Origin of the sequence: Bacillus sp. FJAT-45066, assembly GCF_002335755.1 — a bacterium.
GTDB classification, from domain to species: Bacteria; Bacillota; Bacilli; order Bacillales; family Bacillaceae_I; genus Bacillus_CD; species Bacillus_CD alkalisoli.
The window spans coordinates 41,458-55,757 of record NZ_NISQ01000001.1 but is presented as its reverse complement, the minus strand read 5'-3'; the positions used below and the strand labels follow the sequence as shown (position 1 = coordinate 55,757).

At 35.9% G+C, this 14,300-nt stretch carries 12 protein-coding genes and 1 riboswitch; of the genes, 6 read left to right on the top strand and 6 right to left on the bottom strand.

Translation table 11 applies throughout. From position 1 onward, the window contains the following. The first annotated feature begins 180 nt into the window (after positions 1–180). Both CDZ92_RS00335 and CDZ92_RS00330 read left to right on the top strand, forming a co-directional pair. Positions 181–720: a phosphatase PAP2 family protein gene (locus CDZ92_RS00335; RefSeq protein ID WP_096152877.1), complete on the top strand. Its 540-nt coding sequence runs from the start codon at positions 181–183 to the stop codon at positions 718–720. 57 nt (positions 721–777) lie between these two features. After that, a complete protein-coding gene (locus CDZ92_RS00330; protein WP_096152876.1) occupies positions 778–1,923 on the top strand; it encodes a glycosyltransferase family 4 protein in 1,146 nt (381 codons plus the stop codon). Positions 1,924–2,322: 399 nt separating this feature from the next. Here the strand turns inward: CDZ92_RS00330 and asnB are convergent, their stop codons facing one another. Both asnB and metK read right to left on the bottom strand, forming a co-directional pair. Beyond that, positions 2,323–4,233 carry an asparagine synthase (glutamine-hydrolyzing) gene (asnB, locus tag CDZ92_RS00325; RefSeq protein ID WP_096152875.1) on the bottom strand — a complete coding sequence of 637 codons (1,911 nt, stop codon included), beginning with the start codon at positions 4,231–4,233 and terminating at the stop codon, positions 2,323–2,325. A 370-nt stretch (positions 4,234–4,603) separates the two neighbouring features. Beyond that, entirely contained in the window at positions 4,604–5,803 is a 1,200-nt protein-coding gene (metK, locus tag CDZ92_RS00320; protein WP_096152874.1) for a methionine adenosyltransferase, read from the bottom strand. 299 nt (positions 5,804–6,102) lie between these two features. Then, positions 6,103–6,261: riboswitch (SAM riboswitch) on the bottom strand. 312 nt (positions 6,262–6,573) lie between these two features. On the opposite strand from metK, the gene pckA reads away from it, so the two are divergent. Further along, positions 6,574–8,160, top strand: a complete 1,587-nt coding sequence (gene pckA / locus CDZ92_RS00315; protein WP_096156854.1) for a phosphoenolpyruvate carboxykinase (ATP) — start codon at positions 6,574–6,576, stop codon at positions 8,158–8,160. Between the two features lie 351 nt (positions 8,161–8,511). Here pckA and CDZ92_RS00310 read toward each other — a convergent pair whose 3' ends face one another. Then, positions 8,512–9,297, bottom strand: a complete 786-nt coding sequence (locus tag CDZ92_RS00310; protein ID WP_441296488.1) for an alpha/beta hydrolase family protein — start codon at positions 9,295–9,297, stop codon at positions 8,512–8,514. Between the two features lie 113 nt (positions 9,298–9,410). Between CDZ92_RS00310 and CDZ92_RS00305 the strand changes: the two genes are divergently transcribed. The 3 genes from CDZ92_RS00305 to CDZ92_RS00295 are packed head-to-tail and all read left to right on the top strand — an operon-like array spanning position 9,411 to position 11,991. Next, complete coding sequence (locus CDZ92_RS00305; RefSeq protein WP_096152872.1) at positions 9,411–10,409, top strand: ABC transporter substrate-binding protein; 999 nt, start codon at positions 9,411–9,413, stop codon at positions 10,407–10,409. 12 nt (positions 10,410–10,421) lie between these two features. After that, positions 10,422–11,213: an ABC transporter ATP-binding protein gene (locus tag CDZ92_RS00300; RefSeq protein WP_096152871.1), complete on the top strand. Its 792-nt coding sequence runs from the start codon at positions 10,422–10,424 to the stop codon at positions 11,211–11,213. Further along, positions 11,179–11,991, top strand: a complete 813-nt coding sequence (locus tag CDZ92_RS00295) for an ABC transporter permease (protein ID WP_096152870.1) — start codon at positions 11,179–11,181, stop codon at positions 11,989–11,991. The genes CDZ92_RS00300 and CDZ92_RS00295 overlap by 35 nt, the downstream gene beginning before the upstream one ends. Positions 11,992–12,059: 68 nt before the next feature. Here CDZ92_RS00295 and iadA read toward each other — a convergent pair whose 3' ends face one another. The 3 genes from iadA to CDZ92_RS00280 form a co-directional block, all read right to left on the bottom strand. Then, positions 12,060–13,226, bottom strand: a complete 1,167-nt coding sequence (iadA, locus tag CDZ92_RS00290) for a beta-aspartyl-peptidase (RefSeq protein WP_096152869.1) — start codon at positions 13,224–13,226, stop codon at positions 12,060–12,062. Between the two features lie 72 nt (positions 13,227–13,298). Then, the gene (gene ytkD, locus CDZ92_RS00285; RefSeq protein WP_096152868.1) at positions 13,299–13,772 is read right to left on the bottom strand and encodes an RNA deprotection pyrophosphohydrolase; all 474 of its coding nucleotides are present in this window, start codon (positions 13,770–13,772) and stop codon (positions 13,299–13,301) included. A 91-nt stretch (positions 13,773–13,863) separates the two neighbouring features. After that, entirely contained in the window at positions 13,864–14,196 is a 333-nt protein-coding gene (locus tag CDZ92_RS00280) for a hydrolase (RefSeq protein WP_096156853.1), read from the bottom strand. Between the last annotated feature and the right edge of the window lie 104 nt (positions 14,197–14,300).

The following is a 14,300-nucleotide window of genomic DNA, read 5'->3' as shown; positions in this document are numbered from 1 at the left end:
AATTTACCAACATTTTCATCATGTTAAACAAAAACACTGCAAATCTCTAAGTTGCAGTGTTTTTTTGCACGCGAAATTTTAAATAATATCTTTACAAATAATTTGCAAATTCTAAATATTATCCATTTAGAATTAAGAATAGTTATAGTAGGGAAAGACAAGAGAAAAGAGGTATTGTTAATGGATAAATTACTTCATCATTTTTATGAAATGGAATGCCATTTATTTCGACTCGTCAACCAGCATTTTCATAATAAAATGATTAACCGTTTCTTTCAAACCATTACACATGTAGGGGGGGCAACACTTTCAATAAGCTCTGTCTTGCTCATTATTTTACTTACATCAGGCAACTTAAAATTCACAGCCATGTCGTCACTTTTAGCACTTACGGTTAGTCATATTCCTGTAGCAATTGCTAAGAAGATTTATCCTCGCCGCAGACCTTATTTAGCATTGGATGAAATAAATGTTACAACAAACCCGCTAAAAGACCATTCATTTCCATCAGGTCATACAACTGCTATCTTTTCAATCATAACACCATTTCTTATGTATCAACCTGCACTACTGTTTATTTTATTACCTATTGCGGTTTCTGTTGGAATTTCAAGAATTTACTTAGGTTTACATTATCCTTCTGATGTATTAGCTGGAGCTCTGCTCGGAGGGGTGTCTGGTGTTGTAGCATTTACTCTAGTTGTTCTAACTGTTTTATAAATAGGCTTTGTTAGAAAAATGACTATGAATTAAGTCAATTATTATTGGAGGGTTATCATGAAAATCGCTATTTTTACTGATACGTTTGCTCCGGATGTTAATGGAGTAGCTAGAACACTAAAGCGTTTTACTGATCACCTAGAGAGAAACAACATACAATATCTAGTATTTGCTCCTGAGAGTTCAAATGAGAGTATTTACAATAACCATGTTCATCGTTTTACTAGCCTTCCATTTTTCCTTTATCCAGAATGTAGGCTCGCTTTACCTAACGTCCTCCATGTTAAAGAAGAACTCTTAACCTTCAAACCAGACATTATTCACGTTGCCACACCTTTTAATATAGGGCTATGTGGCCTTCATTATGCGAAGAAGTTGGATATTCCTGTAGTTGGCTCTTACCATACCGATTTTGATAAATATTTAGAGTACTATGATTTACAGTTTTTAAACCCCCTTTTATGGAAATATATGCGATGGTTTCATCGAACACTAAGTAAAATATTTGTCCCATCAACAGTCACAAGAGAACATCTTCAAAAATTCGGTTTTACTAATCTTTCTATCTGGTCACGTGGGGTAGATTGCACTATCTTTAAGCCCTCATTCAACAAAGGTAGCTTCAAAGACAAATTTAATATAAAAGAAAAGCATGTTTTATTATATGTTGGTAGGCTCGCACCAGAAAAAGATATCTTTATGCTACCTAAAATGGCAAATAAGCTTCCAAAAAACATTCAAGAAAATGTCCACTGGCTTATCGTAGGAGATGGTCCTTCAAAAGAAGAACTACAGAATACTGCACCATCAAACATGACCTTTGCTGGCTTCCTTGACGGACCACAATTAGTAGAAGCATACGCAAATTCTGACTTGCTTGTCTTCCCATCTGCAACGGAAACTTTCGGGAATGTTGTATTGGAATCCCTTGCTTGTGGTACCCCTGTCATAGGAGCAAATGCTGGGGGAGTAAAAACAATTATAAAGAATAAAGAAACCGGGATATTATGTGAAGAAAAAAATATAGATGACTTTTCGATTGCAATCAAAACGATTTTATCAGACGATTTGTGGAGAAATGAAATGTCTGTAAACGGAAGAAACTATGCCCTCTCACAAAGCTGGGATACTATCTTTCATAACTTGTTAGAAGAATACAATAAAGTACTAACGAGTGAAAAGAATGCGAAAATACTGGCTTAATTTAAATAGAGGCTGGGACAAAAAGGTCTTATGAAGTTCGTCTGCCGTTAAAAATTTGTTGTAGTTGATTCATAAGGCTGATGAAGTTCATCTGGCGTTAAAAATTGGTTGTGCTTGAACTTCATAAGGTTGATGAAGTTCATCTAGCGTTAATATATAGTTGTAGATAAACTTCATATGCCCGATGAAGTTCATCTGGCGTTAAAAATTTGTTGTAGTTGAACTTCATAGGGCTGATGAAGTTCTTTTGTGTAGAGAGTGATTCAAGGACTTTCTTTCGTTCGACTCGGATAATACCTTTGTTCCATCAATAAGAGGCCCGCAAGAACAAAAATGTTCTTACAGGCCTCTTCCATTTAATTCACTGGGTTTTGTCACAGCCTCATTTTATTAGATAATTCATGCTCCACTTTCAACAATTTCTCTCTTCGTACTCAACCACTCATACTTCTCCATTTTTTGTTGATATTGTTCTACATATAAACTATACCAAATTAAAAATACAAATACAGTCCATAGTTTACGGCTATTGTCACTCACTCCAGCACGGTGATCATCTAATAGCTTTAACAAGTACGATTGGTGAAAGTATTGCTCGGCAGCAGCACTATTTTGAATAAGCATCTTCGCCCAGTCATATAAATCATCTTTAAGCCAAACTCGTAGCGGTACAGGGAAACCTAACTTTCTTCTATTTGTAACATGCTCAGGAATAAGTCCAGTAACCGCGTTTCTAAGTAATGTTTTCGTTTGAGTAGCATTTACTTTTAAATTTTTAGAGATAGACGACGCAGCTTCAAACACTACTTTATCTAGAAACGGAACGCGTACTTCTAAGGAATGTGCCATCGACATTTTATCTGCTTTTACTAAGATATCCCCTTTTAACCAAGTATGCATATCAACATATTGCATCTTCGTGATATCGTCGTACTCTTTTGCAAAGTCATAAATACTTTGTGTAACTTGTCGATAATTTACATTTCTGTTATAACCTTTAAAGAAAGCTGCTTTTTCTTCTTCTGTAAATATTTTTGCATTGCCAATAAATCTTTCTTCTATCGGAGTACATCCTCGTAAAATGAAGCTCTTCCCTTTCATTCCATCAGGCATCGACATAGATATTTTCATTAAACTTTTCTTTAACGTATCAGGAATGTATTCAAACATTTTTAACGATTGTGGCTCGCGGTAAATGTTATACCCTCCGAAAAGTTCATCCGCACCCTCTCCAGATAAAGCAACGGTAACGTGCTCTCTAGCAGTTCTAGCTAGAAAATATAAAGGTATGGCTGCAGGGTCTGCAACAGGGTCATCTAAATGCCAAATTATTTTTGGTAACTCTTTAATAAATTCATCCGGCTTAATGTTATAACTAATGTTTTCAACACCTAAAGCCTCAGCTGTCTTTTTCGCAACATCTATTTCACTATATCCATCTATCTCAAACCCAACAGAGAATGTTTTAATATTAGGATTAAACTCTTTAGAAAGAGTTGCGACAATCGTCGAGTCAATACCACCAGATAAGAAACAACCTACAGGCACATCACTGCGCATATGTTTTTTAACGGATTCCCTTAGCACTTCCTGAATATGGTTTTCTAAACCTTTTTCTGATTGTGCAACTGGATGGAAAGTTGGATGCCAGTATTCCGTAAATTGTAAACCATTTTTCTTATCTAGTGTAAAATAGTGACCTGGCTTCACCTTTTTTATAGATGGAAATAATGTGTTTGGCTCTGGTACATATTGAAAGGTTAAATAGTGTTGAAGTTGAGTCTCATCGATCGACTCTTCAACGGGAATACCTTGAAAAACACTTTTCACTTCTGATGCAAAAATAAACGCTTCTTCGTTTTCATAATAGAACAAAGGTTTAATACCGAATGGGTCACGTGCACCAAATAGAGATTTTTCTTCTGTGTCCCATATTAAAAAACTAAACATTCCTTCTAAGTACTTCACACTTTCTTCTTTATATAAAGAGTAAAGAGCTATAATGACTTCTGTATCTGATTCAGTTTGAAATGGATACCCTTGCTCCACTAATTTTTTTCTTAATTCAACATAGTTATAGATTTCACCATTAAAGATGATCCAATAACGTTTTGAGTAGTCGTTCAACGGTTGTGCACCATTTTCTAAATCAATAATACTAAGTCTTTTAAACCCAAATTGAACCCACTCATCTTGAAAAACTCCAGTGTCATCTGGTCCACGATGATGTATTGCAGAAAGCATCTCTTCCATCTGACCATATTCATTTGCTTTCCCATACTTAGAATAAAATCCGACAAAACCACACATAATTACACCTCTTTAGTAAGCATTAAAGTTATCTATTAAAATAAATACCCATTTTCCACTAAAAATAGTATTAGTTTTCCTAAATACTTTGAGAATATACTAGAATAGTAATAATAAAAAGAAATTCTTTTCTCTATTTTTCGACATTTTTTTAATAAATTCCTTTAGGATTTTAATGCCAACTATATTTTATTCTCTTATATACTACCCTCAATTGCTTTAAAAAGTTTTCACGACAAAATATTTTTATTTTTAAGCCTCAAGCTTGCACGGAAATCAACATGTATTAGTATTTGATTATTAACACTATGCTTGAACATATATTTTTTAAAAAAATACCACTACCTTCAAAAGATAGTGGTATTTTAAATTATGCGTTTGCTTGCTCTTTTAAAGCTTCTGCTTTATCTGTTTGCTCCCATGGTAAATCTAAGTCATTACGGCCAAAATGTCCATAAGCAGCTGTTTGCTTATAAATTGGACGACGTAAGTCTAACATTTTGATAATTCCAGCTGGACGTAAATCAAAATTGTTACGTACAAGTTCCACTAATTTCTCTTCAGTAACTGTCCCAGTTCCGAAAGTGTCCACTGCAATAGATACTGGTTGAGCTACACCAATTGCATATGCAAGCTGAACTTCACATTTGTCAGCAAGGCCAGCAGCTACGATGTTTTTCGCAACATAACGTGCAGCATAAGCACCAGAACGGTCTACTTTTGTAGGATCCTTACCAGAGAATGCACCACCGCCGTGACGAGCATATCCACCGTACGTATCAACGATAATCTTTCTTCCAGTTAAACCAGCATCCCCTTGAGGACCACCGATTACGAAACGGCCTGTTGGGTTAATGAAGTATTTCGTGTTTTCATCAATTAACTCAGCAGGTACAACTGGCTTAATAACATACTCTTTAATGTTACGTTGAATTTGCTCTAACGTAACCTCCGGATGATGTTGTGTTGAAATAACGATTGTATCAATGCGTTCAGGCTTGTCGTTCTCATCATATTCTACTGTTACTTGAGTTTTGCCATCTGGACGTAGGTAAGGTAAGATTTCGTCTTTCCTTACTTCCGTTAAGCGACGAGCTAATTTATGTGATAATGAAATAGGAAGAGGCATTAACTCTTTCGTTTCATTACATGCAAAACCAAACATTAATCCTTGGTCACCAGCACCGATGGCTTCGATTTCCGCATCAGACATTTGACCTTCACGAGCTTCTAATGCTTGGTCAACTCCCATTGCGATATCAGCAGATTGCTCATCAATAGAAGTTAATACTGCACAAGTTTCCGCGTCAAATCCGTATTTTGCACGAGTATAACCAATACCTTGGATTGTTTCACGAACAATTTTCGGGATGTCTACATAAGTAGAAGTTGTAATTTCTCCTGCCACTAATACTAAACCAGTTGTTACAGAAGTTTCACATGCAACACGAGCGTTAGCATCATTTGCTAAAATAGCGTCTAGAATTGAATCTGAAATTTGGTCACAAATCTTATCCGGGTGTCCTTCTGTTACTGACTCAGAAGTAAATAAACGACGTTGTTTTGTCATTTTGTCCGTTTCCTCCTTTGGAATTATAAAGGTATGTAACATATGAGTTACATTGCGGTGAAATCACCATTTTTGATACGGATCTCCAGTTTCCCTTTGAATGAGAAGATAAGTAATTAGCTTATCTGTTACTTAAGACGTAACACTAAGTGACAAGCCTGAGATGAAAGAATGACGGTCCATTATCTTCTATTAAAAAGTATTGGTCGTTTTGAGTTTCTTTCTTATCATGTGTCAAAATATAAAAAACCTTCCCTAAAAATTTGAGGAAAGGTTTTAATCACTACGTTCGCCTTTCACTCTTATCGCTCAAGGGCATAAGCATCCTTGCGTCAGGTTAGCACCTTTGCTCAAGGTGGAAAAAATTTCTTAACAAAGCGTTCCTATAGGAAATCGCATAATATGAGCAGGTTGCTGGGTTTCATAGGGCCTGTCCCTCCACCAGCTCGGGATAAGAGTATCCGTTCAAGGATTTATATTAACGTAGTCAAACCTTGCATGTCAACAAAAAACGATACGAAATTATAATTCTTTTGTTGAGTTTGTTTCATAATGGAGTAAAATAAGAAAGGGAATGATATTTCTATGAACGAAGTGTTTTATCATTAATAATAAGTGGAAAATATATATGAAGAATTTTTGTCATAATACTAACCATTTTAATTATTATTTCATAAAATACGATAATTAGTATGGACTATTTCAGTTAATGTGTTATACTTTTTATTAGAGAAATAACATAATACTTATTTGAAGGAGAGTTATCCATGATGAAAACGGTTGGTATTGAAAGCGGTTTAACAAAATTAGTTTATGGAACAAATGCACAAATTCAATTATCCGTTCCGCAATTAGTGGAGAAAATATTAAACCGTAATGAAGGAACATTGTCTTCCACTGGCGCAATTCTGGCGACAACTGGTAAATATACAGGGAGATCCCCTAAAGATAAATTCATTGTAGAAGATGACGTAAGTAAAAGTAAAGTAGATTGGGGTAAAGTAAACCAACCAATCTCTGAAAATATTTTTGATCGTTTATATGAAAAAGTTCTTCAATACTTAGGTGAAAAAGAAGAAATTTTTGTATTTAAAGGTTTTGCTGGTGCAGATGAAAAATATCGCCTACCTATTCAAGTAATAAACGAATTTGCTTGGCACAATCTTTTTGCACACCAATTGTTCATTCGTCCATCTGATGAAGAATTAGCAAAACACGAAACAGCTTTTACTATTGTTTCTGCCCCTACATTCAAGGCAGATCCAGCTGTTGATGGTACAAATTCTGAAGCATTCATTTTAGTTTCATTCAGTAAAAGAATCGTATTAATTGGTGGAACAGAGTATGCTGGAGAGATGAAGAAATCCATCTTCTCTATCATGAACTACTTACTTCCTGAAGAAGGCATCATGCCAATGCACTGTTCTGCAAACGTGGGACGTGAAGGCGATGTTGCATTATTCTTTGGTCTTTCCGGAACTGGTAAAACAACATTATCTGCAGACGCTAACCGCAAACTAATCGGTGATGATGAGCACGGTTGGTCTAATACTGGTGTATTTAACATTGAAGGTGGTTGCTACGCTAAATGTATCGGCTTAACTCGTGAAAAAGAGCCACAAATCTTTGATTCAATCCGCTTCGGATCTGTTTTAGAAAATGTTGTTTTAGATGAGAACTCTCGTGTTGCAGACTATGATAACTCTACATTAACAGAAAACACTCGTGCAGCTTATCCGCTACAAGCAATGGATAACATCGTTGACCCTAGTGTTGCTGGGCACCCAACAACGATAGTTTTCTTAACTGCTGATGCTACTGGAGTTTTACCTCCAATCAGTAAATTATCAAAAGAGCAAGCAATGTTCCACTTCTTAAGTGGGTATACAAGTAAATTAGCTGGTACAGAGCGTGGAATCACTTCTCCACAAGCAACATTCTCTACATGTTTCGGCTCACCTTTCTTACCACTTCCTGCAACAGTTTATGCTGAAATGTTAGGGAAGAAAATTGATGAGCACAACGTTCAAGTATTTTTAGTAAATACTGGTTGGACTGGTGGCGAATATGGTGTAGGTAGTCGTATGAAGCTTTCTTACACACGCGCAATGGTTCAAGCAGCTATTGAAGGTGAATTAACGAGTGCAGAAACTACTAAGGACCCATACTTTGGTCTTGAGATTCCTGTACATGTTGCAGGTGTTCCAGATGAAGTGTTACAGCCTATGAAGACTTGGAATAACGACGAAGCATATGATGCTAAAGCTCGTGAACTAGCTGGTAAATTTAAAGCTAACTTTGAAAAATTTAATTCTGTCCCACGTGAAGTGTTAGAGCTTGGTGGTCCTACAGTTTAATATTCCTATCGTATGAAATTAAAAGAGGCTATCCTAGAAGTCAGTTTTGCTGACTTACTAAGATAGCCTTTTTTATTTAGGTGGGAATTGCATGAAGTTTTCTTTAGTAGTCTTCTTCCCCTTATAAAGATGCATTTTGGCTATTTTTTCCGTCGAGTTGAACTTCATCAGCCTCTTCATGTTCATTTTCTCTCTCTTCCTTTACCATAATGAACGTGAACAGCCTCTTCATGTTCATTTTCTCTCTCTTCCTTAACTAAAATGAACGTCAGCCCCATTATCTAGTTCATCTACTCCCTATACACCTACCTAAATGAACTTGAATCATTTTTCACACCAACTTTAATAGATTTACTTACTTTTCATCCACCTTGCTAACTCTCTCACAACTCTTCTATTCTCCGCTGGGGGAAAGTAATGGTCATATCCTTTAAAATACCAAGACTCTACATCATGGTTTAACTCCTTTAACCGCTTTTCTAGACGATAGGAATGCTCGATCGAAACATTGTCATCTTTTTCACCGTGAATGATTAATACAGGTGCTCGTAACTCCTCTAAAAAATATAAAGGTGTTCGCCATTCATATTGCTCAGGAAATTTTGTAGGCGTTCCTCCAACAACACGCTTTAACATTCTTCGCATATCCACACGTTCATCGTATGTTAAAAACATGTCAGACACCCCACCCCAGCATACAACGGAGGATACATCCTTATTTTCTATGCTGGTCAACAGTGCCATTACGCCCCCACGGGAAAAACCAAAAACATGTACTAGTCCACTTTCGACTCGATGATAACTTCTTAACAGTTCATACGCCGAAAAAGCATCCATACGGTCTTCTCCTGCAAAATCTTCATTCCCCTCTCCACCTTGATTTCCTCGATAAAATGGAGCCATTACAATAAACCCTTCCGAAGCAAATTGGGCAATTCGAGCTGGCCTTACTTGCCCTACATTTTTAATGCCACCTCGCAAATATAGAAAACCTTCATAATTACCTTCCGTTCTCGGCTCTGCCAACAGTCCTTTCACTTTAAGTCCATCGCTCCAGTATGTAACGGTAAATAAGTGTACAGTCGGGTTCGGTGATGGAAAACGCTCTTTTTCTAAAATCTCTCCATTCCTATACAAAACAAAAACCTCCATTTAAACCTAATAGGCATTCACACATTTTTTTCCTCATCATACTTTATCTTATAAAACATCACAACAAGTAGGTCTTTTTACAAGGAGGATTAGCCAAAATGAAACGTTACTTAAGGTTCGGATTGTATCTTTCACTATGTTTGGTATTAATAGTCTCTATCGCTGCATGCGGTAATGGCAAGGCGGAAACTGTTAGAGTTTCTGAGGTTACCCGTTCTATCTTTTACGCTCCATTTTATGCTGCAATAGAACAAGGTTTTTTCGAGGAAGAAGGAATTACGGTTGAGTTAACTACTGCTTGGGGTGGAGATAAAGCAATGACTGCGCTGCTAAGCAATGGAGCAGATATTGCTTTAGTTGGTTCTGAGACTTCCATTTATGTTTATGCGCAAGAAGCAACAGATCCAGTCATTAACTTCGCTCAATTAACACAAACAGATGGGACTTTCTTAGTTGCTAGAAACAAAGTAGATAATTTCTCGTGGGACGACTTAAAAGGTTCTACTTTCCTTGGTCAACGAAAAGGTGGCATGCCACAAATGGTAGGGGAGTTTGTGTTAAAGAAGCATGGCATTAACCCTCAATCAGATTTAAATCTCATTCAAAATATAGATTTCGGTAATATCCCGAGCGCTTTTGCCTCTGGAACAGGAGACTACGTTCAATTATTTGAGCCTCAAGCAAGTGTGTTTGAACAAGAAGGCATTGGCTACATTGTCGCTTCCTTTGGTGTAGAATCGGGGCACGTGCCATATACAACATTTATGGCGAAAGAGAGTTATATGAAAAAAGATGACAAGAAAGTACAAGGATTTACTAGAGCGCTTTATAAAGGACAGCAATGGGTAGAAACGCAGACTGCAAGAGAAGTCGCAGAAGTGATTCAAAAGTACTTTGACGATACTTCCATCGATTTAATCGAAACAGTTGTGGACCGCTACAAGAGCCAAGGTTCATATGCAACAGACCCTATCCTTGATAAAGAAGAGTGGGAAAACTTGCAAAACATTATGAAAGAAGCTGGCGAATTGCCAGTATATGTGGAGCATGAAAAATTAGTAAATACAGAAATTGCCAATAAAATTATCGGCAAATAAGGATGAATCATTATGAGCTTTCTATCAATTGAACAGATTGAACATGTATATTTCACGATAGAACAAGCGACCAAAGTTTTAGAAGATGTTTCCTTGTCGGTTGAGGAGGGGGAGTTTATCTCCCTCCTTGGACCGAGTGGTTGTGGGAAAACAACTATTCTCTCTATCATCGCTGGGCTATTATACCCTACTGGGGGAAAAGTGCAATTAGAGGGAAGGTCCCCCAAACAAGCAAAGGATGATATAGGTTATATGCTTCAACAAGACTATTTATTTCCTTGGAAAACAATCGAAGAGAATATTTTTCTTGGCCTTAAAGTGACGGGCACGATCAATAACGAAAATAAGTTAAAAACGTTACAACTTTTAAGTAAAATGGGGTTGGAAAATGTTGAAAAGTTATACCCATCCCAATTGTCAGGTGGTATGAGGCAACGTGTTGCACTCGTTCGAACTCTTGCTACAAATCCTAAATTGCTTTTACTAGACGAACCGTTTTCTGCATTAGATTTCCAAACAAAATTAAGGCTAGAAGATTTGGTTCAAACAACACTTAAGTCTATTAATAAAACAGCTATTCTAGTTACTCATGATATTGGTGAAGCTATCGCCATGAGCGATCGTATTTTTCTATTAAAAGCAAATCCTGGGAGCGTGGCTAAGACATTTTTTGTCCCTGAAGATCTAAGGAAATTAACACCATTTAAAGCAAGACAACACCCTCAATACGCAGAACTTTTCCAAAAGATATGGAAGGAGTTGGAGCAACTTGAAACAGAAAGAAAACACAAAACTCCTTCATGAGCATTTTTTACAAAAACGTAAAACAGAAAAATGGTGGATACGATTTTATCAACTAGTCATTTTTATAAGCTGTTTTTCACTATGGGAATTAGCTGGAAAAAACAGATGGATTGATCCTCTATTATTTAGTTATCCATCAAGAATTTATAAGCTGTTTATTGAAAAAGTTCAAGATGGTTCGTTATATATGCACACTAGTATAACATTGTTTGAAACGGTTCTTGGCTTTCTTATAGGTACTTTCCTCGGTACAGTTTTAGCAGCGATTCTTTGGTGGTCATTGCGATTAGCTAAAGTTTTAGAACCGTATTTAGTAGTCTTAAATGCCATGCCCAAAGTTGCACTCGGCCCTATACTTATCGTTGCACTTGGTCCAAATATGACATCCATCGTAGCAATGGGAGCTTTAATATCTGTAATTATTACGACGATTGTTGTTTATACAGCATTCAAAGAAGTGGACGCAAACTATTTGAAAGTGCTACAAACGTTCGGTGCATCAAGAAGACAATTATTTACTGAAGCAGTTTTACCTGCTTCCTATCCAACCATTATCTCCACACTGAAAGTAAACGTAGGCTTATCATGGGTAGGCGTCATTGTAGGAGAGTTTCTTGTATCCTCCAAAGGATTAGGTTATATGATTATTTACGGGTTTCAAGTATTTAACTTTACGCTCGTGCTTTTAAGTTTGCTTGTCATTGCTGTTTTAGCTACGATAATGTATCAATTAGTAGAGCTTTTAGAAAAGAAATTAGTAAAGCACACTTCCAATTGAATACGTTCCATTTATTATTACTAAATCAATAAGAAACTAGCCAAATGCAATGTGGCTAGTTTTTAATTTTATTCAAATGTACCTTTAACAAGCAATTTATTTTCATGCATCATTAGCTTCCCTTGAGCTATAACTGTTTCTATTTCGAAAGAATCTTTATTAATAAAAATAATATCAGCATCTTTTCCAACTTCAATCGTTCCTTTTTGAGATAGTTTAAGAACATTTGCAGGATTAGAAGTGATAACTTTCAAAGCAACCTCAATATCTATTCCTTCATGAACTATTGCATCTTTCACTTCTTTATATAAAGATGTTACTCTCCCAACCTGTAGACCTACAAATTCTCCATTATGATTAAATTCAGGCAAACTCGCTTGCCCATCTGAAGAAAAAGTTATTTGTTCGATAGACACACCATTCTCAAGCATTTCTTTTAAACCGTTACTACATTTCACTTCACCATTCTCAATAAATTTAGCAATACTAGATGTTGTAAAGTCTACGTATCCACCACGTTTAGCATATTCGATTCCAGCTTCAAATAACTTTCTATTTCTATTAATATGAGTAGGCAAAAACTGTTTTATTGGTAAGTCTGTATTTTTTATGACATCTGATAATAAGGATAATTTCGACTCACTATCACCTATATGAATGTTAACAATACCAGCCTTTCCACTTAACATACCACCTACTCTAGCAGCTGCCGCTATTTTTGCTAACTCTCTATAATCAGGTTGCGAGGAACGATGATCGGCGATAGCTATTTCCCCTACACCGATAATTTCTTCAATTAATAGTAAGTCATCCTCTATTTTACTAGTTAGTGTTTTTACGGGAACTTGATAAGAGCCTGTATGGATAAAACAAGATATACCTTCTTCTTTTAAAGCTTTCGCCTTAGCAATGAGACTTGTCATTGTTCGAGTAGTACCGTCCGTACCAATTACCCCAACTAGTGTAGTGATACCACCTTTTATCGCATCAGATAAGAAAAGTTCTGGCGTCCTTGTTTTATAGCCACCTTCACCACCTCCTCCAGTAATATGAACATGATTGTCAATAAAGCCTGGCGCAACTATTTTCCCCATCGCATCAATTAATTCAATATATGGACTTTCTAAATTTATTTCCTCTTCTATAGCTGCAATTTTACCGTCAGCAATTAATATGTCTTTAATTCCTTTATAATCGGGGGCATAAAGGATTCCACCTTTTATTAGTTTAATCAAAATAAAACCTCCTTTTTTGTAATTTTACGTTTTTTTTAACATCTTTAGCAATAAAAAAGCAACCTTCTCTTTTTAGAGTAGATTGCTTTCTTTTAGCCTGTTTAAACTTAAAGGTAAAACGTCATCTTTCATAATGAAACTATATTTACCATTTTGTTTAATTTTATCTGGCAATGTTTTTAATAAAATTGGTCCATGTGTTTCAAAGTAACTTTCTTGTTTTACAAGCTCTGCAATTTCTGCAAAATAGACATTTTTTATAATCGTTTTTTCTTTTCCTGAAACTTTGTATTGACCAATATAATTAATAGTAGTAACGATACCACCAGTTTCCTCTTTTACCTCACGAATTGCGGCTTCAAGTGCACTTTCTCCTACCTCCACCTTTCCACCAGGAAACTCTAACCCTCGATTACGATGTTGTGTAAGTAGCCACTTATCTTCAAACGTGCATATGACCCATACATGCTTTGGCTCTTTCGAGAAAGGATGGTCTTCAAATGAAAATACTACATTGTTGTGGTGAATGTCTTCAAATTCATACATACTATCTAAACCCCATATATCAAAAGTTTTTCTCATCATATCACATTATGACAAAAATGTGATGAACAAGGTTTATATATTTTATTAAAATTTAATCCTCTAACCTTGCTTCCATGAGATGATTGTCTTTAATATGGGCTCTTGTTTCTTCATCTCCAAGCTCGTACACTAACTGCAAAATCTTTTGTAATCCGTCGTCATAAGCATCATTTTGCTTATCGTGATGATATTCTAAATACGGTACATGTGCCCGCCAAAAACCTTGCCAGTCAGAAGAATAATTTTGATCAAAATACTCCCTTAACGTTACTATTTCATCATCATTTGCTTGAATAACATAATCATATGAATCCACTGATTTAACTTGTGAAATTAAACCGTGTCCTAAGTTTACATAATACGTTTTCTTTTCCACATTCATCACCATCCTATTTTTATCTTTTCTTATTTTCTACATAGGATTGGTACATTATTCGAATAATAAAGATAAGATATCATCGTAATTTTTTAAAAAAATCCAAGAACGGG